This window comes from Microbulbifer maximicatervae (SeqCode), assembly GCF_056232625.1.
Map to the genome: position 1 here is coordinate 3834176 of NZ_CP174324.1, position 15588 is coordinate 3849763.

15 protein-coding genes are annotated in these 15588 nt (G+C 55.1%); 12 read left to right on the forward strand and 3 right to left on the reverse strand.

The window, feature by feature from the left end:
- Positions 1-7: 7 nt before the first annotated feature.
- The 3 genes from recF to dnaA form a co-directional block, all read right to left on the reverse strand.
- Positions 8-1114, reverse strand: coding sequence for a DNA replication/repair protein RecF (gene recF / locus ACJJI6_RS16695; RefSeq protein WP_475711315.1), 1107 nt, complete (start codon positions 1112-1114; stop codon positions 8-10).
- 117 nt (positions 1115-1231) lie between these two features.
- Positions 1232-2338, reverse strand: coding sequence for a DNA polymerase III subunit beta (dnaN, locus tag ACJJI6_RS16700; protein WP_108731194.1), 1107 nt, complete (start codon positions 2336-2338; stop codon positions 1232-1234).
- A gap of 33 nt (positions 2339-2371) precedes the next feature.
- On the reverse strand, positions 2372-3991 hold the full coding sequence (gene dnaA, locus ACJJI6_RS16705; RefSeq protein WP_475711317.1) for a chromosomal replication initiator protein DnaA: 1620 nt from the start codon (positions 3989-3991) through the stop codon (positions 2372-2374).
- A 511-nt stretch (positions 3992-4502) separates the two neighbouring features.
- On the opposite strand from dnaA, the gene rpmH reads away from it, so the two are divergent.
- From rpmH to atpE, 12 genes are all read left to right on the forward strand, one after another.
- Positions 4503-4637 (forward strand): 50S ribosomal protein L34, encoded by a 135-nt coding sequence (gene rpmH / locus ACJJI6_RS16710; protein ID WP_020413885.1) that lies wholly within the window; start codon positions 4503-4505, stop codon positions 4635-4637.
- Positions 4638-4666: 29 nt separating this feature from the next.
- Positions 4667-5053: a ribonuclease P protein component gene (gene rnpA / locus ACJJI6_RS16715; protein WP_413663877.1), complete on the forward strand. Its 387-nt coding sequence runs from the start codon at positions 4667-4669 to the stop codon at positions 5051-5053.
- Entirely contained in the window at positions 5050-5283 is a 234-nt protein-coding gene (gene yidD, locus ACJJI6_RS16720; protein WP_475711319.1) for a membrane protein insertion efficiency factor YidD, read from the forward strand. Before rnpA ends, yidD begins: the two co-directional genes overlap by 4 nt.
- An 8-nt stretch (positions 5284-5291) precedes the next feature.
- A complete protein-coding gene (gene yidC, locus ACJJI6_RS16725) occupies positions 5292-6962 on the forward strand; it encodes a membrane protein insertase YidC (protein WP_444892426.1) in 1671 nt (556 codons plus the stop codon).
- A 79-nt stretch (positions 6963-7041) separates the two neighbouring features.
- Positions 7042-8418 (forward strand): tRNA uridine-5-carboxymethylaminomethyl(34) synthesis GTPase MnmE, encoded by a 1377-nt coding sequence (gene mnmE / locus ACJJI6_RS16730; RefSeq protein ID WP_475711320.1) that lies wholly within the window; start codon positions 7042-7044, stop codon positions 8416-8418.
- Between the two features lie 866 nt (positions 8419-9284).
- A complete protein-coding gene (mnmG, locus tag ACJJI6_RS16735) occupies positions 9285-11174 on the forward strand; it encodes a tRNA uridine-5-carboxymethylaminomethyl(34) synthesis enzyme MnmG (protein WP_475711322.1) in 1890 nt (629 codons plus the stop codon).
- Between the two features lie 85 nt (positions 11175-11259).
- The gene (gene rsmG, locus ACJJI6_RS16740) at positions 11260-11889 is read left to right on the forward strand and encodes a 16S rRNA (guanine(527)-N(7))-methyltransferase RsmG (protein WP_252083956.1); all 630 of its coding nucleotides are present in this window, start codon (positions 11260-11262) and stop codon (positions 11887-11889) included.
- 126 nt (positions 11890-12015) lie between these two features.
- On the forward strand, positions 12016-12825 hold the full coding sequence (locus ACJJI6_RS16745) for a ParA family protein (RefSeq protein ID WP_020413891.1): 810 nt from the start codon (positions 12016-12018) through the stop codon (positions 12823-12825).
- A 12-nt stretch (positions 12826-12837) separates the two neighbouring features.
- Entirely contained in the window at positions 12838-13740 is a 903-nt protein-coding gene (locus ACJJI6_RS16750) for a ParB/RepB/Spo0J family partition protein (RefSeq protein WP_282930568.1), read from the forward strand.
- Positions 13741-13941: 201 nt separating this feature from the next.
- Complete coding sequence (locus ACJJI6_RS16755; RefSeq protein WP_282930569.1) at positions 13942-14304, forward strand: ATP synthase subunit I; 363 nt, start codon at positions 13942-13944, stop codon at positions 14302-14304.
- A 49-nt stretch (positions 14305-14353) separates the two neighbouring features.
- Entirely contained in the window at positions 14354-15280 is a 927-nt protein-coding gene (gene atpB, locus ACJJI6_RS16760) for a F0F1 ATP synthase subunit A (RefSeq protein ID WP_282930570.1), read from the forward strand.
- A gap of 59 nt (positions 15281-15339) precedes the next feature.
- Positions 15340-15585, forward strand: a complete 246-nt coding sequence (atpE, locus tag ACJJI6_RS16765) for a F0F1 ATP synthase subunit C (RefSeq protein ID WP_020413895.1) — start codon at positions 15340-15342, stop codon at positions 15583-15585.
- The last annotated feature ends 3 nt before the right edge of the window (positions 15586-15588 follow it).

The following is a 15588-nucleotide window of genomic DNA, read 5'->3' on the forward strand; positions in this document are numbered from 1 at the left end:
ATTAAACTTATTGTGCGGCCGAAGCTTCGGCACTGATCTTCCCATGTTCCACGTGGAACACTTTCGGGCAATTCCAAGGGGCATCTAGTTGCCGCCAGGGGCGGCTTGTAGTGCCCTCCTCAATTCCGGTTACAAGCACCTGGCTGGCACAACGCCCAACCCAATGCGCAAAAATCTGTTGGTTACTGTCATCCAGCTCTGCCGGCAAGTCATCTACCAGGAATACTGGCATATCTCCCTGCCTACAGACTACCTCCGCCATGGCCGTGCGCATTGCACACACCAACATCTTCTGTTGGCCGCGAGATAGGATATTGTGGGCCGACTCACCGGCTACGCTAAAACGAATATCCGCCCTATGGGGACCAATACGCGTGTGCCCCTGTGAAACATCCGATTCCCGTGATTCAGATAGAGCGCTACGCAGGTCAACTTCTTTACGCCAACCTCGACGGTAACTCATATCGACACGGCTCAATAGGCTCTGTGGTAACTCACCAAGCAGTTGTGAAACGGCAGACTGCAATTGAGAAAACTGAGCTAATCGCAGATCGTTTACACGATCGCCACTAAGGGCCAACTGTTCTTCCCATACGCCGATGCTGGCCTCATCGATTTTACCACGACGTAGGAGAGCATTTCGCTGCCGCAGTGCGATTTGATAATTTTTCCACTCCTGGGCAAATAAATGTTCCACGTGGAACACTGTCCAATCCAGCAACCGGCGCCGAACGCCGGGGCCACCATCAAGTGCGGAAAAACTTTCGCTATTTATCAATTGAAGTGGCAGGCAACTAGCAAGCTGTGAGCTGGATTCTGCTGGAGCCTGGTTTACCCTGATTCGGCCCGAGCCATCTGCGAGGCGTTCTACCCCCAAGTTAAAACCTGTATCGAGCTGGGCAAAAACCGTAAGCCCACCAGTATCATGCTGAATAACCGACTTATGCTGGCGAGAGCGAAAGGAACGACCGGTTGCCAGCATATGTACCGCCTCTAGCAGTGAAGTCTTGCCACTGCCATTCGCACCACAAAACACATTAACGCCAGGACCCAGCTTGAGATCAGCAGAGCAGATATTTCGAAAATTAGATAAGAGAAGACGGGTCAGCGCCACAGACACCTCCCCTGGAGTGAAGAGCGCGATGCACAGGCATCGGTTTGTTTATCGGCTACCCCACCGAGCGGGGAGGTAGCCTCAATCCATTCAGAAAAGAGCAATGGGTGGGCTGCCTTACAGGCGCATAGGCATAATCACGTACAGTGCATCACCTTCTTCAGGTTGCTGCAGCAGTGCGCTGCTATTGGCATCGGCCAAACTGATACGGATCTGGTCACTGTGAATAGCACCAGTGACGTCCAGCAGATAGGAAACGTTAAAGCCAATTTCCATTGGCTCACCTACGTAATCCACCATCATCTGCTCTTCCGCCTCTTCTTGCTCCGGGTTGTTGGCAACAATTTGCAGCAGCCCCTCAGAAACCTGAAGGCGCACCCCACGGTATTTCTCGTTGGAGAGAATCGCCGCTCGGGAGAAGGCCTGGCGCAACCCCTGGCGATCCGCATAGACCACATTGCCCGCGCCTCGCGGCAACACGCGCTCGTAGTCAGGGAATTTGCCGTCTACCAATTTAGAGGTGAAAGTAAACTGACCACTAACCACACGAATATGGTTGTTACCCAGCACGACCTGTGCCTGTGCATCGCTGTCTTCAAGCAAACGACCCAGCTCGAGTACGCCTTTGCGCGGCACAATAGCCTGGATAGGCGTGGCGACATCCAGGCCGGGAGCATCGCGATCGCAGAGTGCCAAGCGGTGGCCATCAGTAGCAACCGCGCGCAGCTGCTGCGGGCGACACTCTAGCAGTAAACCATTCAGGTAATAGCGCACATCCTGCTGAGCCATAGCAAAACTGGTGGCTTCTATCAGGCGGCGGATCTCGCGCTGGGAGATATCGAAACGAGTCTGTGCACTGGCCTCTTCCTGGTTCGGGAAGTCCGCTGCGGGCAGAGTCGACAACTGAAAACGGCTGCGGCCACTGCGCAGAATCAGGCGTTCGCCATCGCGCTCAAACTTTAGTTCAGCACCATCGGGCAAAGAGCGACAGATATCCAGCAGCTTGCGTGCGGGAACGGTCACCTCGCCCTCCATTTCTACACCGTCTACACCGAGACGGCCGACAATTTCCACTTCCAGGTCAGTACCGGTCAGGGAGAGTTCCTGGCCCTGTAACTGCATCAACACATTGGCCAGGACTGGCAGTGTTTGGCGTTTTTCAACAACACCGGCCACCAGTTGTAACGGCTTCAGAAGGGCGTCCCGGCTCACATTGAATTTCATCGGTAGTTTCGCCTTGTTTTGTCAGTTATTCGATTAAGTGGTCAGCGACCGTGTTAGCAATTTAACGTCCTCGCGAATATCCGCGTCGGACTCCTGCAACTCACGTATTTTACGGCAGGCATGCAGTACTGTTGTGTGGTCGCGACCACCGAAGGCATCGCCGATCTCCGGCAAGCTGTGATTGGTCAGCTCCTTGGCCAGGGACATAGCGACTTGGCGGGGACGGGCCACCGAGCGACTGCGCCGCTTGGAGAGCAAATCCGCCACCTTAATTTTGTAGTATTCAGCGACAACCCGCTGGATATTATCCACACTGACCAGTCGATCCTGTAGGGCCAACAGGTCTTTTAGTGCTTCGCGCACAAGGACATCGTCAATAGCGCGGCCGGTAAATTGCGAATTGGCAATTACGCGGCGCAGTGCACCCTCGAGCTCCCGCACATTGGAGCGAATACGCTGCGCAATAAAGAAAGCGGAGTCGTGAGGTAAATCCACACCCACCTGCTCGGCCTTCTTCATCAAAATAGCTACCCGGGTCTCGAGCTCCGGAGGCTCTACAGCCACCGTTAATCCCCAGCCAAAGCGGGATTTCAAGCGCTCTTCCAGGCCGTCAATCTCTTTCGGATAGCGATCACAGGTTAGGATAATCTGTTGACCACCCTCCAGCAGGGCATTGAAGGTATGGAAAAACTCCTCCTGAGAGCGCTCCTTACCGGCAAAAAACTGGATATCATCAATCAAAAGGGCGTCAACAGACCGGTAATAGCGCTTAAAGTCGCTGATCGCATTCAGCTGTAGCGCTTTCACCATATCTGCAACAAAGCGCTCGGAGTGCAAATACACCACCTTAGCATTGGGGTTGCGCTCCAGCAGTGCGTTGCCAACCGCGTGCATCAAGTGAGTTTTCCCCAGACCCACGCCCCCATATATAAAGAGGGGATTGTAGGCGCCGCCCGGATTGTCAGAAATCTGTTGTGCCGCAGCGAGGCCCAGCTGGTTGGACTTACCTTCAACAAAGGATTTGAAAGTAAAGTTGCGATTGAGTGAGCTGCCGTGCTTGATAGCCCCCTCCACCTCAACCTGCCTGGCCGGCTGCTCCGGTACCGAGCGAGCCATACCATTCATAGCCGGTGGTCGCAGATCTGTCAGGGCCAGTTCGCCTGTCGTCATCTGTTCGGCAGTCACCTCCTCAGCCATAGCGGGATGAGGCACCGGCCTGCTGGCACCAAACCCAGATCCCAGCGGTGAAGTCACCGGAGGTGGCACAGTGGCAACAGGTGGTACAGATACCGGTGGCGGTGCCACTGCCGGCTGCACCGGAGGTGGTGGCGGAGTTGGCGCCGATGGCACGGGTGTCGGAGGGGCATTATTTGTTACATGGCCGCGCTGGAAGCGAGCCGGCCGGCGAGCGGTAATCTCGAGCGCCACTTGCAGAGGGCGTCCCGGTGCAAACTGTTGCACCAACTCGCGAATACGGTTCAGGAATTTATTGCCAACCCAGTCCAGCACAAAGCGGTTCGGTGCGATCAGGCGCAACTCGCCCTCCGCACTGACGGGATTGACGCGCAACGGTCTGATCCAGGTATTGAACTGCTGAGACGGCAGCTCGTCCTGTAAACAGCTCGCGCACTGCTTCCATACGGATTCAGTCAAGAAACCCCCCAAAAAACCCCAAAATGGTAAGACCAAGGAGAGACGGCAAGGCCGGATTAGAAATCACCCGGGGCCGTCAAATAAGATCGGCGCAGTATACCTTTCCACCTTTAGGTTATCCACAAGAAAGACTGCATCTGTTGAAAAAACTGCGCAAAAAGATCCACACAATCAAGGATTTGCACAACAATTAGACAATTGGGAGGGAAACCCACCAAAAGTTATCCACAGAGGTCTGTGGGTATCTTGGGGTCAATCGGTGGGCATTCAGAGATACCCCTGATGACTCAACGACTTGTTTAGTTGGCGTAAAAAATTACAGTAAACTCGCGCACCAATAAAAAGAATTTCCCTGATTAGCGCGTTGCTTTCACTGCTGGCTTTCTATACAATCCGCGGCCTTCGCAGCGCGTAGCTCCGTCTGCACCGGCTTTGTGCCGGACCGGAGTCCAGGCCGCGGCCGGGAAAGGTCCCGAGAAATTTTGAACACAAAGTCTCAGGTAGCAAGACTATGAAACGCACATTTCAACCAAGCAACTTGAAGCGCAAGCGCACTCACGGTTTCCGCGCTCGCATGGCAACCAAAAACGGCCGTAAGATTCTGGCCCGCCGTCGCGCTAAAGGCCGCAAAGTACTGTCTGCATAAGATCTCTTCCCTTTTAGAGATACCCCTTTATGCAGCAGGTGCGCAGCAGCTTCGGATTTGCCAAGACGCTGCGCCTGCTTAATGCGGCGCAGTATCGCTTGGTATTCAATGAAAACCAGGTGCGCGCCGCACACCCTCATCTGTTGATCCTCGCCCGTCCCAATTCCTTGGAACACCCGCGTCTCGGCCTCGTTATTGCTAAAAAGCATGTACGCAACGCCTCCGACCGCAATCAAATCAAGCGTATAACCCGGGAAACCTTCCGTCTGCAGCAATACGATTTGCCGCCGCTGGATGCCGTGGTGCTCGCGCGCCCTGGGGTCGCAGATCTGGATAAGGCCGAGTTGGCGAAACTACTTAATAAACTCTGGCGTAAACTGGCCAAGCGGGCTCGACAGCCGCAACCCCGACCATGAAGTGGATACTGATCAAGCTGATCCATGTATACCGCTACCTGGCCAGCCCCTGGGTAGGCAACCAATGTCGCTTCTACCCCACCTGCTCCCGGTACTCTGAAGAGGCCATTGAAACTCATGGAGCGATAAAAGGGGGTTATTTAACTCTGCGCCGCCTTATAAAATGCCACCCCTGGCACCCTGGTGGATTGGACCCGATTCCCCCCACCAGACACAAGAACACGCTCTAGGTAACAAGATGGATTGGCAACGCTATACGCTGCTCGGCGGAATTCTCGCGGTTCTCCTGGCACTTATCTTCCAGTGGAACGCATTTCAAGAGCAACACACTCCTGAACTCGACCGCGAAACCGTCGTGCAGACTGGCGGCGAGACTGTCAGCCAAATACCCGCCGAAACACCCGCGAGCACCGGCGACAGTGATGTTCCCCAACTTCGCTCCCAGGTACCCGCATCCGATGAAGGCAGCAGTACTGAGAGCAAGCTGATCAGTGTCACCACCGACGTTTTTGATTTGCTCATCAATCCTCGTGGCGGCGATATCGTCAAAGTAGCGCTGCGCAAACAACAAGAGAAGTTGGATACCCCGGACCAACCCCTGATTCTGTTGAACCAGACCCGCAACCATACCTATATTGCCCAAAGTGGCCTTATCGGTAAAAACGGGACCGACAGCGCCGCTGGCCGCCCGGTTTTCAAGGTGGCAAAAACCGAATATGCGATGGTTGAGGGCGACGATACCCTGATAGTAGACCTGACTCTGCAACAGGAGGGCGCCAATATCACCAAGCGCTTCACCTTCAAGCGTGGAGACTACCTGATCCAAGTGGCCTACCTGGTCGATAACACCAGTGACAAACCCTGGTCCGCGGCCATGTTTGGTCAGATTAAGCGCGATGCCAGTGAACCCGCAACCGACACCGGTTTCGGTATGTCGCCTTTCCTCGGCGCTGCCATCCGCACCAACGAAAAGAACTACTTCAAGCAGGACTTCGAGGAGATTGCTGAAAGCCCCACCCGCGAAACCATCGAAGGTGGTTGGGTAGCTATGGTTCAGCACTACTTTATCAGTGCCTGGATTCCCCCCCAGGACGAGCGCAATACCTTTGAATTGAAGGAGCTATCCAACGGCCTCTTCCGCATGGGCTTTACCGCACCTCAAGTGCAAATCCCCGCTGCCACCCAAGGCGAGCTGAGCGCTTCTTTCTACGCTGGCCCCAAAGATGTCTACCGCCTGGAAGAAATCTCTCCCGGCCTCGACCTGACCGTCGATTACGGCTGGCTCTGGTGGATCGCCAAACCGCTGTTCGGTGTCCTGCACTTTATCCAGGAACATATTGTCAGCAACTGGGGCTGGGCGATCATCCTGCTCACCGTATTTATCAAGACGCTGCTTCTGCCACTGTCCGCCGCTGGCACCAAGTCCATGGCGCGTATGCGCAAGTTTGCGCCGCAGATGAAAAAACTGCAGGAGCAGTACAAGGATAACCGGCAAAAACTGGCGGAAGAGACCATGAAGCTCTACCGCCGCGAGAAGATCAATCCGATGGGAGGCTGTCTGCCGATCCTGTTGCAGATGCCGGTATTTATCGCGCTCTACTGGATGCTCACCGAAACCGTTGAGCTGCGCCACGCGCCCTGGATTTTCTGGATTCACGATCTGTCGGCGAAGGACCCCTACTTTATCCTGCCGGTATTGATGGGCCTGTCTATGTGGTTTATGCAAAAGCTGAACCCAGCGCCCACCGACCCAACCCAAGCCCGCATCATGCAGCTGATGCCGGTGATGATGACCGTGTTCTTCCTGTGGTTCCCAGCAGGTCTGGTTCTGTACTGGATCGCCAACAACCTGATTACCATTGCGCAAACCTGGTATATCAATAAACAGGTGGATGCCGGTAAGTACTAACCAGTACCGATCCGCAGCAACACAATAAACAAGGGCCGCAAATGCGGCCCTTTTCCGTTCTGTCGAGTAAACTCAGCCGATGACACAAGAAAGCCTCAATCGCGACACTATTGCCGCTGTTGCCACCGCGCCCGGGCGCGGCGGTATCGGCGTTATCCGACTGTCGGGCACAAGAGCCCTGCAAATTGCCCAACAAATCTGCGGGGAAAAAACCCTCCAGCCCCGCTCTGCCCACTACCGGAACTTTACCCACAAAGAGCAGTTAATCGACCAGGGATTGGCGCTCTTTTTCCCCGGTCCCAACTCCTTTACCGGGGAGGATGTGGTGGAGCTCCAGGGACACGGCGGTCCGGTAATTCTCGATCAGTTACTTCAAGCCGCTATCGAGTTAGGCGCTCGACAAGCCCGCCCCGGAGAATTTTCCGAGCGGGCTTTCCTCAACGACAAAATGGATTTAACTCAGGCCGAAGCGATCGCCGATTTAATCGACGCCGGCAGTGCCCAGGCAGCGCGCAATGCCATGCGTTCACTGCAAGGCGCGTTTTCCGAGAAAATCGAAGACCTGGTGGAAAACCTTACCCACCTGCGTATCTACGTGGAGGCCGCCATTGATTTCCCCGAAGAGGAAATCGACTTCCTCGCCGATGGCAAAGTGGCAGCCGATATAGAAACCCTACTGGCACAAATGGTGGGTGTGGAAACCCAGGCGCGTCAGGGCGCAATAATGCGCGAGGGAATGCGAGTTGCTATCGCAGGACGCCCCAATGCAGGGAAATCCAGCCTTCTCAACACACTGGCCGGACACGACGCCGCTATTGTCACCGATATCGCCGGTACCACTCGGGATATCCTGCGCGAACATATTCATATCGACGGTATGCCCCTCCAGTTTGCCGATACTGCGGGATTAAGGGATGCCCCGGATAGAGTCGAGCAAATTGGTATCGAACGCGCCTGGGAGGAAATCCACGGCGCAGATAGGGTACTACTTGTCATGGATGCAGAGCAGCTCCACTCCCTGGACCCCACACAAGTTTGGCCAGAATTTACCAGTCAGCTAAAAGATCTCAACAAACTGACATTAGTACTGAATAAGATTGACCTCACCGACTACAGCGCTGGCCTTCAGGCACACACTGAAGGCGTGCCAGTGATTGCCATCAGTGCAAAAACAGGTGCCGGGCTCGATGCGTTAAAAGAACATTTAAAACAGAGTATTGGTTTCAGCGGCGCTGGAGAGGGAACATTCAGTGCCAGGCGCCGACACCTGGACGCACTGGGCCGGGCACAAGCTTTTATACACCAGGGCCAGCGGCAACTTCACACTAGCGGTGCAGGCGAACTGCTCGCCGAAGACTTACGCCAAGCCCAGCAGGCTCTGGGAGAAATTACTGGCACCGTCAGTGCCGATGAATTGCTAGGCAAGATCTTCGGCAGTTTTTGTATCGGTAAGTAAACGCTCCATCCCAACTTCCAAGTTATCCCAAGGGGGAGGCTACTTTATCCTCCCCCGCTTCTCTCCTTCCTGCTTCCCAACATATTTCTCACTTCTTTTACACAGGCTTAACCCCGACTTTCAGGGCGGGTAAATTAAATCCCCAATTTTTCCAGATCTTATTAAATAGATTCGCGAAAAAATCTGGCAAACAACTCTGCAAAATAAGATATGGCACCGATCGAGTTATACATGTCCACGGGGATTTCCCGTGGATATCTTTTCACTTGCTTCAATCACCTATAAATCACATAGATACAGCAACGAAACTCACAGACTTATACAATATTCACTCTTACGCACAATTAACCCCCAAGTCTTATCACCCTCTACACACAAGCTAAAACCTGAAATTGCCAGGTGTGAGTAAAAAAGGGGATAAACACCTGCGTAAGCAACGAATGCTATGATGATAACTTTCCCGCCAGCATGAGGCGCGCAAAGTTGTCCCGGCTTTCCACAATCGTCTACCGGGGTTGCACCCCCTTCAGCCAAGGGGTTATTGCCCATGTTTTCATTAATGTAACATGTTGATTTATAAGACTTTTTTTTGCTTATACATGATTTGCCGGGCACTAATAAAAACAACTAAATCAAAAACCTCTCTCTAAGAAATACATTTATTCATTTAAATAAACTTAAGAGAGTCCAAAAAAATGATTTCCTTAGAGAAAGAGCTCGATATGCATGGAACTGAATAGTCTCCGTTTTTACAGCTTTACAAGGGTCTACCAACTAGAGTGCAGGAATATGCTTGTAGCCAATTGCTGACTCACACCTACTGCCTATAAAATGTGCGCCCCCAGTTGTAACCAGTAGCAGCCACTATGGAATTCCCTAAGACCTATGATGTGATCGTGATCGGCGGAGGCCACGCAGGTACCGAAGCCTCACTGGCAGCGGCACGTATGGGAGCTTCCACTCTGCTGCTAACCCACAATATCGAAACCCTTGGGCAAATGTCCTGCAACCCGGCGATCGGCGGTATTGGCAAGAGTCATCTCGTGAAGGAGGTCGATGCCCTCGGTGGCGCTATGGCAACGGCAACAGACCTGGGCGGAATTCAGTTCCGGCTCCTCAATGCCCGCAAAGGCCCCGCAGTAAGGGCAACTCGTGCCCAGGCCGATAGAGCCCTGTATCGCGCCGCTATCCGTTCAATCCTGGAAGCACAGGAAAACCTGGAGATCTTCCAACAAGCGGCGGATGATCTGATTGTCGAAGGTGAACGGGTTGTTGGCGTTGTTACCAATGCGGGGGTGCGCTTTCGCGCAAAGACCGTAGTGCTGACCGCCGGGACTTTCCTCGGTGGGCGTATCCATATTGGCCTGGATAACCATGCCGGCGGCCGCGCGGGAGACCCGCCCTCGATTGCCCTGGCGGACCGTCTGCGCGAACTGCCTTTCCGCGTCGATCGTCTGAAAACCGGCACCCCCCCCCGTATTGATGCCCGCTCGGTAGATTTCAGCGAGCTGGAGGAGCAGTGGGGAGATAGCCCTACACCGGTGATGTCCTACCTGGGCAGCCGCGATCAACACCCGCGCCAGGTCTGCTGCTGGATTACCCACACCAATGCCCGCACCCACGAAATTATCCAGGGGGGGCTCGATCGCTCGCCCATGTACTCCGGCGTAATAGAGGGGATTGGCCCGCGCTACTGTCCCTCCATCGAGGACAAGGTGCACCGCTTTGCGGACAAAGATAGCCACCAGGTGTTTATCGAGCCGGAGGGGTTGACCACCAATGAGCTGTACCCCAATGGTATTTCCACCAGTCTGCCCTTCGACGTACAGATTGAGCTGGTACATTCCATCAAGGGCTTTGAAAAGGCACATATCACCCGCCCGGGCTATGCGATTGAGTACGATTTCTTTGACCCGCGCGACCTTTTGCCGTCCCTGCAAACCAAATTTATCCAGGGGCTCTACTTTGCCGGCCAGATCAATGGCACCACCGGCTACGAAGAAGCGGCCGCCCAGGGACTCCTGGCTGGCGCCAACGCCGCTCTGCAGGCCCAGGAGCGCGAAGCCTGGTCCCCGCGCCGGGATGAAGCCTACCTGGGCGTGCTTGTGGATGATTTGATCACCAGCGGCACTAAAGAGCCCTACCGCATGTTTACCAGCCGCGCGGAATATCGCTTGCTGCTCCGTGAGGACAATGCTGACCTGCGCCTGACCGAAAAAGGTCGCGAATTGGGCCTGGTCGACGATACCCGCTGGGCAGCGTTCAGTGAAAAGCGCGAGGCGATCGCCCGGGAGACCCAGCGACTACAAGATACCTGGGTGCACCCAAAGACGCCCCAGGCCGCCTCTGTAGAAACCAAACTGCCGCAGCCATTGGCGCGGGAATACAGCCTGATGGACCTACTGCGCCGTCCGGAACTGGGCTATCAGGATGTGGCGGGCCTCAAGGGGGAAGCGGTAACCGACGAGCAGGTTGCCGAACAGGTGGAAATTTCGGCCAAGTACGCCGGTTATATCGATCGCCAGCGCGAGGAAATTGAGCGTTTGCAGGCCTACGAAGATACCCCGATCCCGGCGGACTTCGACTACAGCGATATTTCTGGTCTGTCCAATGAAGTCAAGCAAAAACTGGGAGAGACCCGCCCGGATACCCTGGCGCGGGCCTCAAGGATACCGGGCGTGACGCCCGCATCCATATCCCTGTTGCTGATCCAGTTGAAAAAGCGCGGGCTGCTGAAGCGCAAAAAAGCGGTATAAATCGGTTTTCCACAGGGTATCCCGCGAGGCCCTGCGGGGTTTGAATTTCGCGGAACTACTGGGGGATAGACCCATTTCTCACTCAATGGAACAGTTTCGTCCGCGCCTGTTAGAGGCGGCGGCACAGATGTCGGTGGTACTCAGTGACCGGCAGCAGGATCAGCTACTGGAATACCTGGCGCTTTTTGCCCGCTGGAACAGTGCCTACAACCTGTCCGCCATACGCGACCCAGAGCAGATGCTGGAGCGCCATATTATCGACAGCCTCAGTGTGGTAAATCTCTGTGGCGAAGGCTCTTTGATCGATGTGGGTAGCGGTGGCGGCCTGCCAGGGATTCCTCTGGCAATTGTGCATCCGGAGCGCGCCATTACCCTGCTCGACAGCAATGGCAAGAAGACCCGCTTCCTGTTCCAAGTCGCCAGCACCCTGCCCCTACCCAATATCACGGTAGTCAATGAGCGGGTAGAAGCCTTTGTGCCAGAACAGCCTTTTGCCGGTGTGGTGTCCCGCGCCTTTGCCTCCATCGAAGATATGGTCAATGGCAGTGAGCACATGTTGGCACCTAGGGGTCGTTTTTATGCCATGAAGGGCAAGCTGCCTGAGGATGAGTTGAGCGCTCTGCCAAAAGGCATTAAGGTCGAGCAGGTGCACCGGTTGTCGGTGCCCGGCTGCGACGGTGAGCGACATATGATTCAGCTCTGTCGCACAGAATAAGATGATAGTTTGGCGGGTTTGTCGCCCGCCCAATCCTGCTCCCCTATCGTGGGGCACAACAGCCGCCGCCCGAAGCCGAGCCGGCGTCGGGGCAAACGCACCCGGAAACAACAAAGGACAAGAATCTTGAGCAAGATATTTGCTGTGGCCAACCAGAAAGGCGGGGTTGGCAAGACCACTACCTGCGTCAACCTGGCCGCATCTTTGGTTGCCAACAAGCGGCGCGTATTGCTGATCGACCTGGACCCCCAGGGTAATGCCACCATGGGCAGTGGTGTGGATAAAAGTGACCTGGAAGTTTCCGGTTACGATGTGCTGGCCGCTGAATTACCCGTTGAGCAGGCCATTGTATCCACAGAGAGCGGTTTTGATTTGATCCCGGGCAACGGTGACCTGTCTGCGGCAGAGGTGGAGTTGCTGAATCTGGAGGGGCGCGAATCCCGCCTGCGCCGCGCCCTGGCTGCGGTGAGTAATCGTTACGACTACGTGATTATCGACTGTCCGCCATCGTTGAATATGCTGACGGTAAACGCCCTCTGTGCAGCTCACGGCGTATTGATTCCCATGCAGTGTGAATACTATGCCCTGGAGGGGTTGTCAGCACTGGTGGACACCATCACCCAGATCCAGCAGGCCGCCAATCCGGACCTGAAAATCGAGGGTATCTTGCGCACCATGTACGATCCGCGCAACAGCCTCACCAGCGAAGTGTCGGCGCAGTTGCAGGAGTTTTTCGGCGATCGTCTGTATCGAACCTGTATCCCGCGCAATGTCCGTTTGGCAGAGGCTCCCAGCTTCGGCAAGCCGGCGCTGGATTACGACCGCCATTCGAAAGGGGCTATTGCCTATCTGGCACTGGCTTGCGAAATCAATCGCCGCCATCCCGCCAATCAATCTTCCAATAAGAAAAGCCGCCCTGTGGCGGAAGCCGTATAAGGGGTAATTACTATGGCCGCCAAACGCAAAGGACTGGGCCGGGGTTTATCCCACCTGATCAGCAATAAAAACAGCACCGCGATCGCCGAGGCTACCGGTGAAGCTGAAACCGAAACCGCCGTGGTCGACGGTGAGCTGAAGGAGTTGCCGATAGAGTTTTTGCAGCGCGGCCGCTACCAGCCACGCCGGGATTTTCCACAGGAATCCTTGCAGGAGCTGGCGGACTCGATACGCGCCCAGGGCATTATGCAGCCGATCGTCGTGCGCGGTATCGGTGAGCAGAGCTATGAAATCATCGCCGGTGAACGGCGCTGGCGCGCGGCCCAATTGGCGGGACTGGAGAAAGTGCCGGCACTGGTGCGCAGCGTTTCCGATGAAGCGGCCATCGCTATGGCGCTGATTGAAAATATCCAGCGTGAAGACCTGAATCCGGTAGAGGAAGCTGTAGCCCTCAAGCGTTTACAGGATGAGTTCAAGCTCACCCAGCAGGAAGTGGCCGATGCGGTGGGCAAATCCCGTACCGCAGTAACCAACCTTTTGCGACTGTTGAGTCTCAGTGAAGAGGTACGGACTTTCCTGGAGCGTGGCGATCTGGAGTTGGGGCACGCCAAAGCCCTGCTCGGTCTATCCGGTGCCACCCAGCGCTCTGCTGCGCGCCAGGTGGTCGAGCGCAGCCTTACCGTGCGCCAGACAGAGGCGCTGGTGCGCCGTTTACAACAGCCGGCTGCCCCCGCACCGGAAAAACCGAAGCCCGACCCCAATATCCGTCGCCTGACTGAGCGCCTGGCAGAAAAAGTCGGAGTGCCCGTATCTATCGATCACAACGATAAAGGCAACGGCCGCCTGGTACTCAAATACACCACTCTGGAAGAGCTGGATGGAATCCTCGCCCACCTGGGTTACGCCGAGGACTGAGGCCACAGGGAAATGCGCGTCCTAGTGGCGCGCGCAATAACTGTTGGCAAATACTCACTGCGGCGAGTAATTCCGTGCAAAACCTCCTGAAAATCAAATAAGTTGACGACATTTGCCGGTTGAATCGGCGATGCTGTTGCCGCATAATTCGCACGCCCAAATTTTGGGCGGACAGCGCAAAAAAGTCGGCTTATCCCGTCTATGACAAAACCCCCGGTATTACGAATAGCCGCGGTACAGCTTCTGCTGATATCGGTGGCCAGTGCGGCACTGCACTTGAGCGGTAAACCGGTGACTGCGCTCTCCGTATTTATCGGCGGTGCCCTGTGTGCACTGCCCGGAGCATATTTTGGCAGGCGCGCCTTTCGCGATAGCGGTGCGCGCGCGGCCCATCGCGTGGTAGGCAATTTCTACCGCGCGGAAACCGGCAAATTTATATTGACCATGGCAGGTTTTGCAGCGGTGTTTGCCACCGTCAAGCCACTGAATGCCGCGGCGCTTTTTATCAGCTACGTCCTCTGTGTAATCGTGCAGTGGATTTTGGTAGCGCGCATGGTCCGCTAGCCGGTGGATAAGAAAAAAGAATTCTTACTTTTACGATTGTTGAGGAACTATGGCAGGCGAAGCTCAAACCGCGACGGGGTATATCCAACACCACCTGCAAAACATGACTTACGGCAAGCTGCCGGCCGGGTATACCCGCGCCGACGGTACTGTGCTGAATGAGTCTACTTGGACTATGGCGCATTCCTCCCAGGAAGCTGCGGATATGGGCTTTTGGGCCCTGCACGTAGATACTCTGGGCTGGTCTATCGGCCTTGGTCTGATTTTTTGCTTCCTGTTTGCCCGCGCAGCCAAGAAGGCCAGTGTGGACAAGCCCACAGGCTTCCAGAGTTTTGTGGAGCTGGTTACCGACTTTATCGACAAGCTGGTTAAGGAAACCTTCCCCCACCGCAACACTATGGTTGCCCCGATGGCTCTGACCATCTTTGTGTGGGTGTTCCTGATGAACCTGATGGACCTGGTACCGGTAGACTGGCTGCCGATGGCTGCCGCCAAGATCTCCGGCAACGATCACCTCTTCTTTAAAGTGGTCCCAACCACCGACCCGAACGCCACCCTGGGTATGGCCCTGGCGGTGTTTGCGCTGATGATTTTCTTCAGTATTCGCGAAAAAGGTGCCATCGGCTTCCTTAAAGAGCTGACTCTGCACCCTTTCCATACCGGCAAGTTGTTCTTTGACATCCTGCTGATCCCGGTGAACTTCCTGCTGGAAGCAGTATCCCTGATCGCCAAGCCGATCTCCCTGGGCCTGCGTCTGTTCGGAAACCTCTACGCCGGTGAAATGATCTTTATCCTGATCGCAATTGTCTTTGGCGTTGGCGTTCTTGGCTTTATTGGTGCGGGCCTCCTGCACATGGGCTGGGCGATCTTCCACGTACTGGTAATCGTGCTGCAGGCGTTCGTATTTATGGTATTGAGCACCGTGTACATGGCGATGGCACACCATCGCGACGATGAGCACGAGCACGATCAATAAGTTTTTAACCCTTTTTTCGACCTTTACAACAACTCTTTAACTTTGATTTGGAGAACACAATGGAAGCATTAGGTCTGGTTTACATCGCAAGTGCACTGCTGATCGGTCTGGGCGCCCTGGGCACCGCAATCGGTTTCGGTACTCTGGGTGGCAAGCTGCTGGAAGGTTCCGCTCGTCAGCCTGAACAGGCTCCGGCTCTGCAGGGCAAGATGTTCCTGATGGCTGGTCTGCTTGACGCGGTTCCGATGATCGGTGTTGGTATCGCTATGTACCTGATCTTCGCCGTAGCTCCTGGTCTGGTTTAATTA

Bases quoted from the DNA above. Each gene is read 5' to 3' on its own strand.
- yidD (WP_475711319.1), top strand. From the start codon at position 5,050: ATGAAGTGGATACTGATCAAGCTGATCCATGTATACCGCTACCTGGCC.
- rsmG (WP_252083956.1), top strand. From the start codon at position 11,260: ATGGAACAGTTTCGTCCGCGCCTGTTAGAGGCGGCGGCACAGATGTCG.
- mnmE (WP_475711320.1), top strand. From the start codon at position 7,042: ATGACACAAGAAAGCCTCAATCGCGACACTATTGCCGCTGTTGCCACC.
- dnaN (WP_108731194.1), bottom strand. From the start codon at position 2,338: ATGAAATTCAATGTGAGCCGGGACGCCCTTCTGAAGCCGTTACAACTG.
- yidC (WP_444892426.1), top strand. From the start codon at position 5,292: ATGGATTGGCAACGCTATACGCTGCTCGGCGGAATTCTCGCGGTTCTC.
- rnpA (WP_413663877.1), top strand. From the start codon at position 4,667: ATGCAGCAGGTGCGCAGCAGCTTCGGATTTGCCAAGACGCTGCGCCTG.
- atpB (WP_282930570.1), top strand. From the start codon at position 14,354: ATGGCAGGCGAAGCTCAAACCGCGACGGGGTATATCCAACACCACCTG.
- atpE (WP_020413895.1), top strand. From the start codon at position 15,340: ATGGAAGCATTAGGTCTGGTTTACATCGCAAGTGCACTGCTGATCGGT.
- ACJJI6_RS16750 (WP_282930568.1), top strand. From the start codon at position 12,838: ATGGCCGCCAAACGCAAAGGACTGGGCCGGGGTTTATCCCACCTGATC.
- rpmH (WP_020413885.1), top strand. From the start codon at position 4,503: ATGAAACGCACATTTCAACCAAGCAACTTGAAGCGCAAGCGCACTCAC.
- mnmG (WP_475711322.1), top strand. From the start codon at position 9,285: ATGGAATTCCCTAAGACCTATGATGTGATCGTGATCGGCGGAGGCCAC.
- ACJJI6_RS16755 (WP_282930569.1), top strand. From the start codon at position 13,942: ATGACAAAACCCCCGGTATTACGAATAGCCGCGGTACAGCTTCTGCTG.